Source organism: Gemmatimonadaceae bacterium, from assembly GCA_036273715.1.
Classification (GTDB): domain Bacteria; phylum Gemmatimonadota; class Gemmatimonadetes; order Gemmatimonadales; family Gemmatimonadaceae; genus JADGGM01.
On record DASUHB010000073.1, the window covers coordinates 62,980 to 80,652 of the forward strand.

Below are 17,673 nucleotides of genomic sequence, written 5' to 3' on the forward strand. Positions count from 1 at the left end.
GACCCGGTCTGCCGGCGAAATGCGCCGAGCGGTCCCTCCTAACGATGCCGTGTGCCCAGTGACGGCGACGAACGTCGTCACCGCGGACGCAAGCCAGACGCACCACGCGCCTCGCGTTCGTGTCGTCGCGGTGGGAGCCTCGGCGGGCGGCCTCGATGCACTCACGCAGTTGCTCGGCCAACTCCCTGCGGATACCGGACTCGCGTACGTACTCGTTCAACACCTCGATCCCGCGCACGAAAGCATTCTGGCCGACCTGCTCGCCCGCGCGACGATCATCCCGGTGATGCAGGCCACCGACGGCCTGCGGATCGAAGCCGACCATGCCTACGTCATCCCGCCCGGCGTCCAGATGACGCTGGCGGATGGCCATCTCAGGCTCGTCCCGCGCGACCGCCGTGGCGGTCCGGCGCGATCGATCGACGTATTTTTCCGTTCCGTAGCCGATGTGCACGGCAGCGATGCCGTCGGCGTAGTCCTCTCGGGCACGGGCTCGGATGGCGCGTTAGGACTCGAGGCGATCAAGGGCGTGGGCGGGATGACCTTCGCGCAGAATCCGGCCTCGGCCGGCTACGACGGAATGCCTCGCGCAGCAGCGGCCACCGGTTGCGTGGACTTCGTGCTGCCGCCGGCCGACATCGCAACGCACCTGGCGCGCATCGGGCACCCTGCCGGCAACGGCGGGGCGGACTCCGGACACACACCATCCCCCGGCGCGCTCGCGCCGATCCTGGACCTCGTTAGGCAACGAACGGGCGTCGACTTCTCGCAATACAAGGTGGGCACCGTCCATCGCCGCATCCTGCGACGCATGGTGATGGGCAACGCGGACGCGTTCGACGACTATGCGGAGATGCTGCACACCAACGCCGCCGAAGTGGACGCCCTCTACGCGGACTTGCTGATCAGCGTCACGCGGTTCTTCCGCGATCCCGACGTCTTCGCCGCCCTTGGCAAATCGATATTCCCCGAATTGCTCAAACGGCGTCAGCCGGAGGAGTCGATTCGTGTATGGGTCCCCGGGTGCGCCACCGGCCAGGAAGCGTATTCGATCGCAATCTGTATCGTCGAATCGCTCGGCAGCTCGCCTCGCAGCACGCCGATACAGGTGTTCGCCACGGATCTCAGCAACGCGGCGATTGCGAGCGCGCGAGCAGGACTCTATCCGCACGCGATCGAGACCGATCTCTCGTCGGAGCGCCTGCGCCGCTTCTTCGTCCGGGAGCCGCACGGATATCGCGTCGCCAAAGCCATCCGCGAGCTCTGCGTGTTCGCGCCGCAGAACATTACGAGCGATCCGCCGTTCTCCCAGTTGGACCTGATCAGCTGTCGCAACGTGCTCATCTATTTGCAGCCTAACTTGCACGAACGGATTCTCGCGCTCTTTCACTATGCGCTGAAACCCGACGGCATTCTGGTGCTCGGAAACTCCGAGTCCGTGGGCGCTGCGTCCGCGATGTTCGCACCGCTCGACAAGAGCCTTCGTATCTACGCTCGGCAGAAGACCCCGGGCCGGCCCCACTTCCTCGACTTCCCCGCATCCCGCAAACCGCACGCGCTCGCCGTGTTGTCGGCGAAAGACGCACGTCGACCACAGTCGGTGGAAGTCCAGCGCGCGGCCGACCAGATCGTGCTCGGCAGCTACGCTCCCGCCGGCGTCGTGGTGGATGACCAACTGCAGGTCGTGCATTTCCGCGGACGCACAGGCGCATATCTCGAGCCGACCGCTGGCACAGCCAGCTTCGATCTGCTCGATATGGCTCGGCATGACCTTCGCTCCGAGCTGCGGGCAGCCATCCGGAAAGCGCGCAAGGAGGCGGATGTCGTGCGCGCAGAGGGCATCCTGGTCCACGACGACGGCGCGCTTCGCTACGTCGACCTCGAAGTCATTCCGTTCAAGGTCGTGTCGTCCGAGGCGCAGTTCTTCGTGGTTCTCTTCGAGGACATCGATCGCGCGATCGCAACACGCCGGCGCGCCCGTGAGCGCCGGGTCCGTCGCCGCAGCGAGAGCAAGCACCCTCCCGTTAGGCAGCGGGACGAGGCCGCCGGCGAGATCGCCCAGGAGCTGGACGCCGCCAAGCGGCGTCTCCAGGAAATTGCAGACGAGCACGGGGTCGCCATCGGCGAGCTGCAAGCGGCGAACGAGGAGGTGCAGTCCGCCAACGAAGAATTGCAGAGCACGAACGAAGAGCTCGAGACGGCGAAGGAAGAGCTCCAGTCGGCCAACGAGGAGCTGGCGACGCTGAACGACGAGTTGCGCGCCCGGAACGGCGAGCTCGCCACGCTCAACGACGACCTGACGAATCTCCTCACCAGCATGCACATCCCCGCGGTCATCGTCGGGACCGATCTGCGCATCCGCCGCTTCACCGCCGGCGCCGAACGCCTCATGAACATCGTACCGACCGATGTCGGCCGGCGCATCGGCGATCTCCACGCGAATGTCGACCTCCCGGAGCTCGAGAAGCTGATCGGTGAAGTCGTCAACACATTGGCCGTGCGCGAGCGGGAAGTGCGGGACGCCCGGGGACGGTGGTACTCGATGCTCGTCCGACCCTACAGGACCGCGGAGCAGATGATCACTGGCGCCGTGATCGTGTATCAGGACATCGACGAACGAAAGCACCACGCCGAGCGGGTCGACCAGGCGCGCCGGTACGCCGAGGCCATCATCGAAACCGTCCGCGAGCCGCTGCTCGTCATCGATGCCTCCTTCCGCGTCGAGCGCGCGAATCGAGCGTTCTACGACATGTTCCAGACCACGGCCGCCGCGACCGACGGGCAGTCCCTGTTCGAGTTAGGCGACGGACAATGGAACGTCGCGCGAATGCACCGCGTGTTAGACCAGGTGCTGCAGACGGCGACGGGGTTCAGCGACATCGAAGTCGAGCACGTGTTCCCCGTCATCGGACGGCGCGTCGTCATGTTGAACGCCCGCCTCATCGCCTTCCAGGGCGACAGCGCGCCGCTCATTCTGCTCGCGATCCAGGATATCACCGCCCGACGGGATTTTGAGCGGCGCGAGCGCTTCCTAACGGATGCGGCCAACGCGTTCGCCGTCTCGGTCGGGTACGACGCGACCATCGAGGCGATTGCGTCCATTGCCGTCCCGGCAATCGCCGAGTGGTGCATCGTCGACGTCAGCGAGCCCGATGGAATGGTGACGCGGGCCGAAGTCGTGTACCACGAGGCCGACCCGATCGGTTTGAGCGGACCCTCGGCACGACCCACCGTGATCGCGGCGAACGAGCCGGTTGCGAATGTGTTGCGAACCGGTCAATCGCTTCTCCTCGAGGACGTGCCGCCATCCTATCTGGCATCCGGTGGGTGGGCCGACGAGGAGCTCGCACGCATCCGCGCGCTCGATCCTCGATCGTTGCTCATCGTGCCGTTGCGCTCCGGCGCCCGCATCCTCGGCGCCATCACGCTGGCATCGACGCGCTCCGGCTCGGGCCGCCGCTACGCACAGGATGATCTCGCGGTTGCCGAGGAATTCGCGCGCCGAGCCACGCTCGCCATCGAGGCGGCCGTACACTATCGAGACATGTCGAGAGCGCGGTTCGTGGCCGAAGCGGCTAACCGCGCCAAGAGCGAATTCCTGGCGACGATGAGCCACGAGCTTCGCACGCCGCTCAACGCGATTCTGGGGTACGTGCAGATCCTGCAGTTGGAGATCAATGGCCCGGTCACCGATGCCCAACGCAAGCATCTTCGGCACATCGAGGAAAGTCAGCGACACCTCCTCGGCCTGATCGAGGACGTCCTTGCATTCGCCAAGATCGAAGCGGGGCGCGTCGAGCTACAGCTGACCGACCTCTCGGTGCACGAGGTGCTCGCCGAGGCCGCAGTGCTGGCGCACGTCCAGATGCAGCGGAAGGAGTTGCAATACGAGTATGCGCCATGCGACGCCGCGGTGCGCGTGCGCGGCAACGGAGCTCGCGTGCGGCAGGTTGTCCTCAACCTGCTCTCGAACGCAATGAAGTTCACCGAGGCCGGCGGTCGGATCACGGTCGCGTGCGTTCCGGGCGACGTCGACGTCGTCATCCGCGTCGCGGATACGGGCATCGGCATCCCGCATGACAAGCTGGACCTCATTTTCCAGCCGTTCGTGCAACTCGACAGTACGCTCACACGAAAGGCGGATGGCACGGGCCTCGGCCTCGCGATCAGCCGCAGCTTTGCTCGTGAGATGGGAGGCGATCTGACGGCGACGAGCATTGTGGGCGAGGGCTCCGTGTTCAGCTTCCGCCTCCCGCGGTGCGCACCTGCGACCGCCGCTGGCGTTTGACCCACAACACTGCCGGGGAAGGATTCATGACTGTCACACCACACGACGCGTCATGCTTTGCGCTCCTTGACTCGATTCGCGCCCGGGGGGTGACGAGCATGGTCCTGGCCCTTCCACGCCTCAGACGAGAACGTCATCTGAGCGCCGGTGAGGCGGCGGCAGTCATTCGGCGCTGGGCAGAGCAGTACGACTCGGTCCATGCCGGCTCGGCGCTGTTCGGGCGCGAGGCCTGCGTCGGCGCGAGCCGCGCGGGTTCCGCCTAACGCGCGGTTGGCGAACGCACGACGGCGCGAGTCGCTGGAGCCGCGCCGTCGGCGCGGCCGCGAAGTCGGCACGGATGAGCCCGGCGGCGCGTGTCGGCTGCACCGTGCCTCGTGGAGAGCCTTGCAGAACCGCCCAGCCCACCTATCATTAGCCCGGTCGGGGCATGCCCACCCGACACGGAGCCGCATGCTGGCCAGCCTGCAGTATCGTGTGCTACGGCGCATCGCACCGTCCGAACCCGCACGCACCTCGTCGAGCGTTTACGCCGACCGGAGCAAACTGGCCGCGCTCCTCGGCCCCGCCATCTTCGATCACTGCCGAGGACGCGACGTCCTGGACTTCGGCTGCGGCGACGGACTCGAAGCTGTGGAGCTGGCGTCCGTCGCCCACTCCGTGTTCGGACTCGACATCGTGCCCCGCGTGATCGACCAGGCTCGAGAGCGCGCCGTCGCAGCTCACGTCGACAACGTGTGCACGTTCGGCTTCGAGCCGCCGGCGGCCGTGTTCGACGTGATCATCTCCCTCGACGCCTTCGAGCACTTCGCCGATCCCGCCACAGTGCTCGTCGCGATGCATAGGATGCTGCGCACGGGCGGACGCGTGCTCGCCAGCTTCGGCCCGACGTGGTACCATCCGTTCGGTGGCCACCTCTTTTCTGTGTTCCCGTGGGCGCACCTCGTGTTCGGCGAAGCGGCGCTCATACGATGGCGCTCCGGCATCCGCTCGGACGGCGCAACGCGGTTCAGCGAGGTGGAAGGCGGGCTGAATCGGATGACCATCGCGCGATTCGAGCGCATCGCGCGGCAGTCGCCCCTCGACTTGGTGCATCTCGAAACCGTGCCGATCCGGCGACTCGAGCGGGTGCACGCCCGTGCCACGCGCGAGTTCACGACATCGATTGTCCGATGCGAGCTCGTGCGGCAGTGACCTAACGGACAAAATGCCGCGTCGCTCATCGCGCCGCGTTGTCCGGCCGCCCTGCCAGCGCTGTCGTTCGCCGCACCTCGGCGGCTGAGGACCTGAGCACCTCCGCCCAAGAACGATTGTTGCGCCCACGTGTGCGCCCCACCCTCGTGCGCGGAGATACGTATGCGCCCGTACCACGTCGTCATGATCGGCATCATTGCCGCGGCCGCCGCCTGCGGCAGCAGCAGCTCGGGTATCACCGGCACCATGAAGAACCCGCCGCAGACGCCGATGGGCGGCGCCAACATCACGATTCAGGATTTCAGTTTTTCGCCGGCCGTCGACACGGTCAAAGTCGGCACCACGGTCACGTGGATGAACAACGGGCCCTCGGAGCACAGCACCACGAGCGACACGGGCATCTGGGACTCCGGTGGCCTCATGCCTTCTGGTGCGACTTTCCAGCACACGTTCAACCAAACGGGCAGCTTCCCGTATCATTGCACGTTTCATCCGCCGTCGCTGTATCCCAAGTTCGTCGGCACGATCGTCGTGACGAACTGAGATTGGCGAGTGCTCGGCGTTAGGCAGGTGTCTCCCAGGCGTCTGGCGTGAACGGCCACCGGAGGGTCCTGCACGCCTTCTCCCACGCGACTGACGCCTCATCGGACGCGATCGACGGCACGTAACCCAGCGTCAGATAGGTCTTGAGTGCCGCAAGCCGATACGACTCGGTGTGCAGCTGGATCGCCGTATAGCCCGCGTCGAGGAAGCGCCGGGTCGCGTGCGCCGTTAGGCAAAGCCCGAGCCGCCGGCCGCGGTGCTCCGGATGACACGCCACCCAGCCCACGTCGCCCGTGAAGGGCGAGCGGCCCGTGTAGTTGTGCAGGCACATCGCTGTGGCGATGGTCCGGTCCGACGGATCGGTCGCGAAGAACCAACCGTCCGGGATGATGCGGCTCAGGTTGTAGGCGAGCTTCGCACCATCCCACTGAGCGTTCGCTGATCGCGATGCGCTCCGGCGGCCGACAGCAGCATCGGTTGCTCGATCGTCTGGTCGGGGAAAATTTGCGCGAGCGCGTTTCGCACTTGCGCGCGGAGCGCGGCATCCGGATGCGATGCGCGTAGCACCACGCTGAATCCATCGCTGCCGGCCGGTGGATAGTCGTAGGTCACGAAGGCGATGTCCTTCGGCGTGTCGGGCGCGTGATTGCCCGCGAGATTGCGGAGTATCCCGACCACACGCAGAGCGGGCCGGCCGAACACGCCGTCGAGGGTGCGGTCCGCTGCGTCGTCAGTGCCGAACAATTTGCGCGCCAACGACGCCGTCAACACCACGTCGTACGGCGGACCGTCCTTCCAGTCGCGGACCGTTAGGAGGCGGCCGTGCGCCGCGGCAACACGGAAGATATCGAACCAGTCCGCTGTAACGGGAACGACGCGCGCCTCGACGCGTTGGTCGGGCGGCGCCCCACGCGGCCCAACGCGCGCCTTCGCTCCAGCCTGGTCGAGATCGGGCGGGCCGACGGCGGCTCGCACACCCGGCAGCGCGTCGAGCGCGGCGAGCATGCGCCGAGCGAGCACATCATCGTCGACCCGCGACCGATGCACCCGGTGCGACTGCCAGAACGACGCGACGCCGCGGAAGTCGAGGCCCGTATCGGCCGCAGTCAGGTTGTGCAGGGTTCGCACGAGCAGCAGCGTGCCGACGCCTAACGTCGAGGTGAGAGCCAGCTGCGCGGACGTCAGGACCCGCCGAACGACCGTTAGGCCTGAACTGTGCCGGGTGTCCACGGCCCGAAGCGCAGCGTCGAGATCGAAGTGGCCGGCCAGAACACCGGCACGGTGCCGGCCAGGGCCGCGGTGACGATGGCGCTCAGCGCCGCAAACACCACGATGGCACCGTCGAGCGGGAATCCCGCGAAGGCGGATATGTCGCGGACATGCTGACCGCGAAAGATCGCGGAAATCGTCCAGCCCACCGCGATGCCGCCGAGCGCGCCAAGGGTGCCTAACAGGATGCTCTGGATGAAGTGCTCTCGCCCAATTCGCCCCGGCGACGCGCCGAGCGCGCCCTGCATGGCCACGGTACCGCGTCTGGTCACATTCCGCACGAGAAGCAAGTTGGCGGCGTTCGCGCATGCGATCACGACAACGAGGCCAGCCATGCCTGCCAGGAGTCGCAGTACGCTCTCGATGCGCGGGCGAGCGTCCAACGGTAGTGCGATCCCATCCGACAGCGCGGGCGTCGCGCGTCCCAACCGGTTGTCGCGATCGTATTGCGGTTCCTCGACGGCGAGGCGCGACACGAGCTGCCGGAGCTGCGCCGCCACTGCGGCACGGCCGGCACCGGGCTTCGCGCGCACGAGGAGCAAGTAATGGGGCGCGCCCGTGCGGCCGCGCAGTCGGTCGATCGGATCACCGACGAGCGGTGCATACGCGGCGAGTGGAAGCCAGACGTCGACCCCCGCATCCCGCTCGGCGCCGGCAAATCCATCGGCGGCCACGCCGAACACAGTGACCGGCTGATCGCTCAGGTAAAACGTTTGCCCGACGGCGGCTGATGCAGTACCGAACAACTGGATGGCCATGCGCTCGCTCAGCACGGCGCGCATCGGATCCGCGTCGAATCGCGTGTCCGCCGCGTGCAGGAGCCGGCCGGCCTCGGCGCGTACGCCGAGCACATCCATGTAGTCGCCATAGATGAACGCCGTCTGCGCGTGGACGCCGCGCACCTGCGCGTACGAGGCGCCAAACGTCTCGGCGCCGTAGGACGAGATGCCGTGGAGCAGGTTCGTGTCCCGCCGGATCGCGTCGAATTCCGGCGTGGTGATGCCGAGGGCATCGCCGGTTGGCGTCGTGAAGCGCAGATAGTCGGTGCGGCCATCGTCGTGCACGCCGGGCAGCGCGCGCAACAGCAGCCGATCGGCCATGCCGAACACCGCGGTCGCGCTTCCGATGCCTAACGAAAGAGTCGCGGCGACGAGCGCGCAGAAGCGCTTCTGTCGTCGGAGTGTGCGCGCGGCCAGTCGAATATCGGTGAGGATGCCGCTCCACGGGCGCGTCGCCGGGACCTGCGTCATGCGACTCGGTGCGCCTGAGCCCCGAAGTCTTGCCACCTTCCCGCCTGCGGCGAGTCATTCAGCGGCGGTGCGGGCTGCGGTCGCTCGGTTGCAGAGGCGACGACCGCGAAATGGTGCCGAGTGAAGAGTTTTCGCACTGGCTCCTCCGACGACGGAAGTGCGACACGCTCCCGGTTCAGTGGGCGTACCGAACAGTCCGATCCACACGCTGAACAACTCGTCGATAGCGAAGCGGGTCACCACGGCACGTGATCAACTGCACATCCGGTCGTGGTCGGGCGATCGATGAACCTGTACTCGCCGGCGCCGCGCCGCGAAATGCAGCGCTCCTCCAACCCCGTTCGATTGTGCTATGCTAGCAATATCATAGTGCTAAGCTTGCATTTGACGCATTACGGTTCTGCAAGTACCCATTTGGCCATGGGAGGTGCAATCGCGGTCACGAGCGAGCACGGATCCCGCCACGGGCGTGCTGAAGACGGCTTACATGGGGCCGCGCCTAACGGCCGCGATGCCGCCAGGTCGAGCGGGTGCTGAGAGCATCGATGATAACTTTCGGCATCGAACCCCCGACTACGCCAGACGCACGGTGGTGCCTCGATCAATTCTTTGCGGAACTCAACAGCCGGTTCGATGAGGGCTTTGATCCGGCGATCAGCCGCTCGGCCCACCCTGAGGAACTCACACCGCCTTCGGGACTATTGATTCTGGGGCGCCTCCAAGGCAGACCTGTCGGCTGCGGGGCGCTGAAATTTCACGAGAACGAACCCGCTGAGCTAAAAAGAATGTGGATTGCGGCATCGGCACGTGGGCTCGGATTTGGCCGACAGCTGCTAACGGTGCTGGAACGGCACGCTCGCCAGGCCGGCGCCACGGTCCTTCGCCTGGAGACTAACCGGGCTTTGCATGAGGCGATCCATCTGTATAGACGCGCTGGATACGTCGAAGTCGAGGCATTCAACGCCGAACCGTACGCACATCACTGGTTCGAAAAGCAGTTGGTCGTCAATGACCTGAACCGCAATCAAACGGTGAAACGAGAACCGTAATTGGCTCAATCACCGAAGAAACTGTCTGATGATTGGTTCAAGGCGAGGTTATTAATGGAAACGGAAAAGTGGTTTCAACGGTCGTTTGCATTCGCCTTGCCGGCGAGCCGCTTTCCGAACCTGCTCGAGCGGCTCCGCGGAACACCCGCACGACTCGATGAGCGCACGCGCGACCTGCCGGCAGAACGCTTCACGCGAGTGCAGTCGGGTCGTTGGTCGGCGCAGGAGAACGTTGGGCATCTGCTCGAACTCGAACCACTATGGCTGCGCCGCGCCAAGCAGTACTTCACGGGCTCATCGACCTCGCGGAGTTTGTCGCGGAGCACGATGACCATCATCTCGCGGTCATCGGTGCATTGACTCGATAGGCGATGAGTTCATGCCTCGCGCAACGCGAGCACCGGATCCACTTTCGTCGCGCGCCGCGCCGGGAGGTAGCTGGCGAGAACGGCAACGGCAAATAACAGGAGCGGCACGATCAGAAACACGGCCGGATCGTGGGGGCGCACTCCATAGAGCAAGCTGGCCATCACCGAGGCAGACAATGCGGCGAGGACCAATCCGACAACGACGCCCGCGCCAGCAAGCACCACCGCCCTGCGTAAGAACATTCGGAGAATGTCCTCCCGCCGCGCGCCCAGGGCCATACGGATACCGATTTCGCGCGAGCTTTGGCCGACCATGTAGGCCAACAAGCCGTAAATTCCAATCGAGGCCAGAAGCGCCGCCAGTCCGGCAAATCCGCCCACCAGGTCGGCAGAAAAGCGGCGTGACGCCAGTGACCGATCAAGGACGTCATTCATCGAAGCAACACCGAATACCGGCAAGCCTGGATCGATGCTTTGGACTTCGCGCCGAATCCGCGGTTCGAGCGCGGCCGCAGGCAGCGACGTCCGCAAGACTACGCTCAGTCGCCTGTTGGAGTCTTGATAGCTCGGAACGTAGATGTGGGGGACGCCATCGATATCGAGACCGTCACTCTTGATATCCTTCACGATACCCACGATGGTCGTCCACGGCTTGGTTGGGTCTCGTCTGAACCGCACTCGGCGGCCTAACGGATCGCGGTTGGGCCAATACTTCTGAGCCGTGCTTTCATCAATGATGGCCACCAGCGGTTTGCCATCTTCATCGTGCTCGGTGAACGATCGGCCGCGCAGGAGCGGCGCCTGCAACACCTTGAAATAATCGGGGCTGATACGAATTCTCTCGGCGCGCAGATCCTGCAACGACTCGCCCGGTCGATCTTCAATCGCAAAGCCCTCATTCGTCACGCCACCGACCGCGTTGGGATTGGTATTGGTGCTCGGCAGCGCTGAAGTGATTCCGGCAAGCTCCACTCCCGGAATGGTCTTCATGCGCCGCAGCACCTCACGAGCAAAGATGGCTCTGCGAGGAACATCGAGATACGGGTCGTTTTCTGCTTCGTTAGGACTCGGCAGCTGTATGTTCGCCGTCACAACGTGAGTCGGATTGAACCCTGGATTTTCCTGCAACAGATCCCGCAACGTACGCAGCAACAAACCCGCTCCTACCATGAGCATGACCGCACATGCCAGTTCAGAGACGATGAGCACGTCGCGCATTCGGCCGGTCTTCGCGCTGTAGCCGGACCCGCGACCGCCTTCGCGACTGGCCGACGCGAGAGCGACTCTTGCCGAATGAAGCGCGGGGGCAAGTCCAAACACCACGCCGGTGAGAATGGAAAGCAGCAGAGCGAACGCCAGGACCACCCAGTCGATTCGTACTTCGTTGAGCCGAGGCACGTTCGATGGTACGAAGCGCACGATGAACCCCAGGGTACCCACTGCGGTCCCGATTCCCACGGCACCGCCGATGAGCGACAGCAGCATGGACTCGGTCAGCATCTGGCGCACCAAGCGGCCGCGACTCGCCCCCAGCGCCAGCCGCAGCGCCACCTCGTGGTGTCGTCCCGACGCGCGCGCCAAGAGGAGATTGGCGATGTTCAACGAGACGATGAAAACGATCACGATGACCGCACCCAGCAACACCAGTAGCATGGGCCGAACGTTTCCCACCAACGTTTCCTGCAATGGTTGAATCTCGATCGTCCATTGCGCCTGCGGCGGGTAATCGCCGGGGAAGGCGCGGCGTAATTCGGCAGCCATGGTCGTGAGCCGCGCCTGAGCTTGCGCTAGCGTTAGGCCAGGCTTCAGCCGTCCGATTCCATTGAGTAGAATCCGGGTGCCACGCGCCGGCTTGGGAAAAGGGTCGCCGATGAATCCGGCGGCGCCAAACACGTCCACGTCGCCGGAAACCGTCGGTCCAGGATGACGAAATCCGGGCGGCAGAACCCCAATGATTGTGAACGGATCATTGTCGAGCCGCAGGATGCGACCAACAATCTTCGGATCGGCGCCGTAAGCGCGACGCCATAAGGCATCGCTGATCACGACCTCTGAAGCGAAACCAGGCGCAAAGTCCTTCGGACCGAACAACCGTCCAAGTTGCGGGGTCACACCGAGCAGGGAAAAGTAGCTGAAGCCGCCGTTGACTCCCTCGACACGTTCGGGCTGTCCGGCGCCAGTCACATCCTCGCTACCCTCGTAGAGCGGGGTGACATCTTCAAATACGCCCGCTCGCGTCTGCAGGTCCTCCAGTTCCGGCTCGGAGAACCGAACGTCCCGCAAACCAACACCGGGCTCGTTGAAGAAGACGCGTACCAGGCGATCGGGATCGCGGTACGGCAGAGATCGCAGCAACACGGCATCGACGATGCTGAAAATGGCCGTGTTGGCCCCGACGCCCAGCGCCAGCGTCAGGACGGCCACGATCGCGAGTGTGGGCTTCTTGGCCAGCATGCGCAACCCGTAACGAACATCCTGGCCAAGCTCCGACAGAATGCGTGTCATCCACGTCTCCCGCGTTGGTCAATGCGATTCGTCGTGCGCGCGGCGGTGAACGAACAGTTAGGGCAGATTCCTGCTTGCGTCAAATGCAATTTTTGCAATATCATATTGCTCGACTAGCAACTGAGAGCTTGTGATGCTCGACGAGATGCGGGCGTTTGTCGTCCTGGCCGAGTCGGGGTCGTTGCAGCGGGCGGCCGAACGGCTCTTCCTAACGCCGTCGGCGGTCACCCGGCAGATCCAGCGCCTCGAAGCGGCGTTGAAGACGCCGCTGCTCGATCGCCGCGTGAAGCCGGCGCGGATTACCACTGAAGGCCGCGCGGTGCTCGAACGCGGGCGGCAGATGCTGCGCATGATGGACGACCTCAAGGCGAGCGGCGCGACGGACGCCGAGCCAAGCGGAATCTTCCGCATTGGATTGTCGCATGCGCTCGCGCAACCGAGTCTCGTCGCGCCCATCCAGCGCCTAACGAGTCGCTTCGCCGGGCTTCAACCGGTGTTGAGCACCGATCTCAGGCAACAGCTCATCGACAAGGTGCGCACCGGCGAACTCGACGTGGCACTGGCGTTCCTCTCGGCTGACGACGCGATACCCGGCGATTTAGCCAGCAGCGTTTTGGCCACAGAACGACTGGTCTTGGTCAAAGCGAGGGAGCCGCAACCTCGCCCGCGGCGGAGCGGCAAGTCGAAAGAGCCCGCGCTCGACGAACGCTGGGTGCTCAACCCGCCCGGGTGCTTCATTCGATCGTCACTCGAGGCGAGGTTGCGCGAACTCGGGTCTCCGTTAGAAGTGGCCGCGGCGATCAACAATATCGACATGCAAGTGTCTCTCGTGGCGAGCGGCATGGGCCTCGGGCTCATCCCCTCGCGATTTCTCGCCTCGCATCCGAAGCGCCGGCGGCTGGAGCGTGTCGCGCGATCCGGCGTCAGCATCGAGGCGTCGATCGTGTTCGTGCAAGCCGCCCAGCTGCGCCGCCTCCAATCCGCGGCGGCGTTTCTCGAGCAGGAGTTTCGAAGCCACTTCGCAGATCGCGTCGTTCGGTAACCGCTTGCCATCGCGGCCCGGCGCGGTGCTGCGAGAGGACGCATGGGGTTCTTTGTTCATCGGTGCCAGGCACGCTGCGTCGCGACGCGAAGCCGCGCTTCAGTATGAGGCCGCCCATCGTCCGATAGTGCTCGATACCTATCGCCAGCGCCCGGTGCCCGGCGGCCGAGATGTCGTGATAGCGCTGCGGAGCGGACGCCGGCCGTTACGGCACGAAGACCGCTCCGTGCGGCATCGCCATCCCTTTGACGCCGTTCGGCCAGCTCGCCCGGTCATAGCTGATGCCGGGCGACACAGCGCCTGCATCTTTGAATCCCTCGTCCCACGACATCCGGCCCGTCGTGCGATCGAGATGGGCGACCCTCACCTGTGCTTTTCCGTCGCCCTGATCCGTGAACACGACGCGGTCGCTTCCCGGATCGAGCGCCGCCCAGTGGGGGAAGAAGGTGGTGTCGGTCGACAGCGATGCAATCTCCTTCGGATGATCGGGGTCGGCGATGTCGATCGTCGCGTATCGGTGCGCGTACGCAATGGGCATCACCAAGAAGTGGCTGGCCAGCACCGGCACCGAGCAACCAAAGTCTCGAGGTTCGGGAAGGGCGAGCACGCGCGCGATCGTCGGATCGCCGCCCAAGTCGGTGATGTGGAAGAACCCGCAGTGGTACGTGTTCATCATGACTGACCCATCGCCGAGTGTTCGCACCTCGAACGGATGTTCTTCGGCGGAATCTCCGGGCACGCGCGGGACGGCGAGTGTCTTGAGCAACCTGAGATCGGACAGCCGCCATACCTGCACGACGTCAGCGGTGCGCTCCCTGTCCATCGGCGCGCTCGTCGTCACGATGCGATCGAGCGACGGAATCAGGGTGATGCCGTAGGTGCGGATTCGCGCGCCGGGATACGTCGAGTCGCGAGACCAGCTGGTCCGCAGGAGATGGCCGTCGGCGTCGAATTCGGCGATGCCGCCTGGTTGGCCAGGTACCGCGCTGTCGCCGAATTGCACGGTCGCCACCACGTGCCCGTTAGGCAGCCGCGCGAACGAGTGCAGCCGTCGGCCGTTAGGCACGCGATCGAGCCGCGCCGCCAGACGCGGTGTAGTCGGACTGCTGAAGTCGATGAGGAATGACTTGTCGCCGAAGTAGTCGTTGGCGAACAGCGCGCCGCGGGCAGGCGCGGCGAATTCGGTGTGGTGCGGCATGAGGCCGCTCGAGTCCACCGTTAGCGCCGCCAGCACCGTGCCGTATGACGCATGCGACGGATTCGCGTCGACGACGGTGATCATGTCTCTGCCGGGCGCCGTGCGGGTCCCGGTTCCCGCCCACACGTAGAGGTAGCGCGACGGGCCGCCTCTCGATTCTCTCGAGGGTCCATTTGCGCACGCCGCAAGCAAGGCGGCGAATCCCAGCGTCGAGGCTAGTCGGAGAGTCATGGAAAGGCTCGCGAGGGTGGACGGGAGGGGCTGGCGAGGGTGGACGGGCAATCCAGCCGGACGCACGGCCGCATCGGAGACTCCACCGCGCATGGCCCCGACGGTGCCGCTTCCATGCCGCAGTGTCAAGGGCAAGCGATTGACAGCGACCCCTAGCAGCGTCCGACCAACGACCACCCGCCAGCTCGGCTACAGAAGCACGATCGCGCCGAAGCCGTGCACTTGTTGGCGCACGCGTCAATGTTGACGGTCACGCGCGGGCCTAACGGATGGGGCGAGATTCGAACTCGCGAGGGCTGTTACACCCCACACGCTTTCCAGGCGAAACACGGTAGAGGCTAAGTCCGGCGCCATGCCGCTTTTCATAGAGCGGACTGCGCGATCTGCCCGGATTCCCTGCCTCGGATGTCGGCCGTTGCCGGGCCGAGTTCACACAGCGTTCACACAAGTAGTCGATTCAGCACATGGCCGACAAGCTCGCCGCCGCGATGACCGCGGGCGTCGGCGGATCGGTCGTGCTCCAGGGCGACATCCATATCAACGCCGGGGACCGCGACGCGGAGCAGTTTACCGACGAGATGGTAGCCGTCCTGCGTTCGCGCAGCGCGTCGGGATTCTCCCCGATCGCCGGCGTCCTCTTGCCGCAATGAGGGGCTAACGCAGTTATCCGATGCAGCGGCGTCACGCGAGGACCCGCAACACCGACCCAAACAGAGGAGCAATGCAGATGCGATGGATGCGAGGAACCGCATTTGTGCGAAAAAACCCGATGCCGCCTGAGAACCCCTTGCCGCGTGAGGTACAGGCTGAGTTCGAGGCCCGCAAAGCGGAATGTGAGCTCAATCAACAGCTCGCCTTCAGGCGATACGCTGATGAGTTGCGTGAACGGGCGAAACCCGCGCCGCCGCCGACGGTCGAGGAGCAGCGAGGGCAACGCGCCATCCTTGCGCAGGCAATCGCAGATCGGATCGCCACGCTCGGCCACGCAGATTGATAGAGATGATCGACAACGCGAAACGTCGACCCGGTCGACCACGCATCACACTGCCAAGGGAAGCGCAGGCGCTGTTAGAAACGCTGGCGTCCTACCACTGTTCGGCGGAGGAAATACACGCGGGCCTAGAAGCGGCCGGCTACTCAATTGGACTTCGCACGCTGTGGCGGAGTTTTGGCACACTAATAAAAAGACAGCGGGATGCCGCCAAAGCTTCTCTCCGCCGCGCTCAGTGGCAGACAGCGCTCGACGGCAACGTCACGATGTTGATCTGGCTCGGGAAGCAGGAGCTGGGGCAGCGCGATCGGGAACGCGAGAAGTATTGGGCGGACGCGCCGCAGCAAGAAGAGGAGCGGGTGGTTCAGTACACGGTGCTGTTCGGGAAGCGCATCGAGTTCTAACGCATCCACAGTCCCAACCTTTCACACCTAATACAATGGCAAATCAGACGCCTCAGGAACTCGAAGAGCTCGCCAACGCAGCCGAGCGGTCGCGCATGCACTCGGGTGGAACGCGGAGGTGCTGCGCAGTCTCGCCGAACTCTAAGACCTGGCAATCCATGACAAAATCAGCCGAGCAGGGCGTGGATGCCCAATGCTAAGAATAATAGCAAGAGAATGATGTTGGCGCAGACTGCCAGGATGCTGCGCGGTTCCTCGGGCTTCATTGTTTTTCGTGCTTCGGCTTCGGCGCGTTCGAGAGTACGTAGTAGGTAATCAGGACCTTCACCCATGGCTATGGCACTGTCTATCAACTGGGCCGCTAGACGGACTTCGGCAGCAGTGGTTGGCGGGTGCTCCTCGAAGAAGCGGGCCAGCTTCTCGCCGGCGTCCTGCGTTAGCCGCTTTCTTTCCGCGGCCTGCTCCGTCGCGGCGAAGATATGCGCCATCCCCATCCGCTGTTCCGCAGTTGTCGATGGATTCTCCGCCATGTAGCGCGCGAGTTTTCGCTCGACGTTCTGAGAGAAGGTCTCTGGCATTCGGTCTTTATCTGTTTGAGTGAATCCGCGTCTGACTGGCATCGAGGCAGATTTCGTCCCGCGCGACGCGCGGATCCCCGGGTTCGACGCATCAGATGGGTAGCTCGTTACCACGTCAATCGATCAGTCTTGCGTTGCTGCGAGCACTGGCACTGCTGGGTCGAGCCCGATTGGGTAGTCGCCCACGGCGATACGCTGCGGCGCTGCCTCGCCCCAGCGCGCTGTGAGGCTCGCAGGGTTCAGCGTGAGATGCTCTCACCACGCGTCTCGTGTTAGGCCCCGCCGCCGGACCAGTCCCGCCCCCGCCAGCGCAGTGAGCTCGTGTTGCCCCTGCCTCTGACGCAGTCGGCGCCGCTTTCCCACGCCGAGCAGCTCCCGCCCTGACGCAGGTGCTCCCGGAGCACCTCCCAATTCTTCGGGAACCTGAAGCGGAGGTGGATGAGGGCGTGCCCGCTTCGGGCAGAGCGCGTACATCGCCGGCGGCGTCCACAAGGATGGTCGTGGTGGAATCTGGGCGTTGTGCGGGCTGGTATTTGTGGTGCTCGTCGGTGCCGAGATCGCCACGTGCCTGCTCGCCACGCGCGGGTCGGCAAAAGGTGCGGCGTTAGGCCATCCCCTTGGTTCGCCGCGCGATAGGCGATTTTACTCGCCAGGCATGCCGGTCGTCGTCTCCCTCGCATGGCCAAGAACCACCTCTTCTACGGCGACAATCTCCAGGTGCTCCGCGAGCACGTGGAGACCGAGAGTGTAGATCTCGTGTACCTCG

General features: G+C 64.7%; 15 protein-coding genes. 9 read left to right on the forward strand and 6 right to left on the reverse strand.

Annotation, left to right across the window (positions count from 1 at the left end; all coding sequences use genetic code 11):
- The first annotated feature begins 58 nt into the window (after positions 1-58).
- The 3 genes from VFW04_18330 (at position 59) to VFW04_18340 (ending at position 6,022) form a co-directional block, all read left to right on the forward strand.
- A complete protein-coding gene (locus VFW04_18330; GenBank protein ID HEX5181294.1) occupies positions 59-4,288 on the forward strand; it encodes a chemotaxis protein CheB in 4,230 nt (1,409 codons plus the stop codon).
- A 450-nt stretch (positions 4,289-4,738) separates the two neighbouring features.
- A complete protein-coding gene (locus tag VFW04_18335; protein HEX5181295.1) occupies positions 4,739-5,479 on the forward strand; it encodes a class I SAM-dependent methyltransferase in 741 nt (246 codons plus the stop codon).
- Positions 5,480-5,641: 162 nt separating this feature from the next.
- Complete coding sequence (locus VFW04_18340; GenBank protein ID HEX5181296.1) at positions 5,642-6,022, forward strand: hypothetical protein; 381 nt, start codon at positions 5,642-5,644, stop codon at positions 6,020-6,022.
- A gap of 19 nt (positions 6,023-6,041) precedes the next feature.
- Here the strand turns inward: VFW04_18340 and VFW04_18345 are convergent, their stop codons facing one another.
- Genes VFW04_18345 through VFW04_18355 form a run of 3 tightly spaced genes read right to left on the reverse strand, consistent with a single transcriptional unit; the run spans position 6,042 to position 8,541 of the window.
- Entirely contained in the window at positions 6,042-6,422 is a 381-nt protein-coding gene (locus VFW04_18345) for a GNAT family N-acetyltransferase (protein HEX5181297.1), read from the reverse strand.
- Positions 6,419-7,252: an ABC transporter permease gene (locus VFW04_18350; GenBank protein HEX5181298.1), complete on the reverse strand. Its 834-nt coding sequence runs from the start codon at positions 7,250-7,252 to the stop codon at positions 6,419-6,421. Before VFW04_18350 ends, VFW04_18345 begins: the two co-directional genes overlap by 4 nt.
- Positions 7,225-8,541 (reverse strand): ABC transporter permease, encoded by a 1,317-nt coding sequence (locus VFW04_18355; protein ID HEX5181299.1) that lies wholly within the window; start codon positions 8,539-8,541, stop codon positions 7,225-7,227. The genes VFW04_18350 and VFW04_18355 overlap by 28 nt, the downstream gene beginning before the upstream one ends.
- A 545-nt stretch (positions 8,542-9,086) precedes the next feature.
- Here VFW04_18355 and VFW04_18360 point away from each other — a divergent pair.
- Both VFW04_18360 and VFW04_18365 read left to right on the forward strand, forming a co-directional pair.
- Entirely contained in the window at positions 9,087-9,590 is a 504-nt protein-coding gene (locus VFW04_18360) for a GNAT family N-acetyltransferase (protein ID HEX5181300.1), read from the forward strand.
- A gap of 54 nt (positions 9,591-9,644) precedes the next feature.
- Positions 9,645-9,950: a DinB family protein gene (locus VFW04_18365; protein HEX5181301.1), complete on the forward strand. Its 306-nt coding sequence runs from the start codon at positions 9,645-9,647 to the stop codon at positions 9,948-9,950.
- A gap of 17 nt (positions 9,951-9,967) precedes the next feature.
- Here VFW04_18365 and VFW04_18370 read toward each other — a convergent pair whose 3' ends face one another.
- Positions 9,968-12,463 carry an ABC transporter permease gene (locus VFW04_18370; GenBank protein HEX5181302.1) on the reverse strand — a complete coding sequence of 832 codons (2,496 nt, stop codon included), beginning with the start codon at positions 12,461-12,463 and terminating at the stop codon, positions 9,968-9,970.
- A 133-nt stretch (positions 12,464-12,596) separates the two neighbouring features.
- On the opposite strand from VFW04_18370, the gene VFW04_18375 reads away from it, so the two are divergent.
- Positions 12,597-13,505: a LysR family transcriptional regulator gene (locus VFW04_18375; GenBank protein HEX5181303.1), complete on the forward strand. Its 909-nt coding sequence runs from the start codon at positions 12,597-12,599 to the stop codon at positions 13,503-13,505.
- A gap of 205 nt (positions 13,506-13,710) precedes the next feature.
- Here the strand turns inward: VFW04_18375 and VFW04_18380 are convergent, their stop codons facing one another.
- Positions 13,711-14,934 (reverse strand): hypothetical protein, encoded by a 1,224-nt coding sequence (locus VFW04_18380; GenBank protein HEX5181304.1) that lies wholly within the window; start codon positions 14,932-14,934, stop codon positions 13,711-13,713.
- Between the two features lie 464 nt (positions 14,935-15,398).
- Here VFW04_18380 and VFW04_18385 point away from each other — a divergent pair, with 464 nt between their 5' ends.
- From VFW04_18385 to VFW04_18395, 3 genes are all read left to right on the forward strand, one after another.
- On the forward strand, positions 15,399-15,584 hold the full coding sequence (locus VFW04_18385; protein HEX5181305.1) for a hypothetical protein: 186 nt from the start codon (positions 15,399-15,401) through the stop codon (positions 15,582-15,584).
- Between the two features lie 77 nt (positions 15,585-15,661).
- Entirely contained in the window at positions 15,662-15,928 is a 267-nt protein-coding gene (locus tag VFW04_18390) for a hypothetical protein (protein ID HEX5181306.1), read from the forward strand.
- A 263-nt stretch (positions 15,929-16,191) separates the two neighbouring features.
- The gene (locus VFW04_18395; protein ID HEX5181307.1) at positions 16,192-16,329 is read left to right on the forward strand and encodes a hypothetical protein; all 138 of its coding nucleotides are present in this window, start codon (positions 16,192-16,194) and stop codon (positions 16,327-16,329) included.
- 167 nt (positions 16,330-16,496) lie between these two features.
- Here VFW04_18395 and VFW04_18400 read toward each other — a convergent pair whose 3' ends face one another.
- Positions 16,497-16,907, reverse strand: coding sequence for a hypothetical protein (locus tag VFW04_18400; GenBank protein HEX5181308.1), 411 nt, complete (start codon positions 16,905-16,907; stop codon positions 16,497-16,499).
- Between the last annotated feature and the right edge of the window lie 766 nt (positions 16,908-17,673).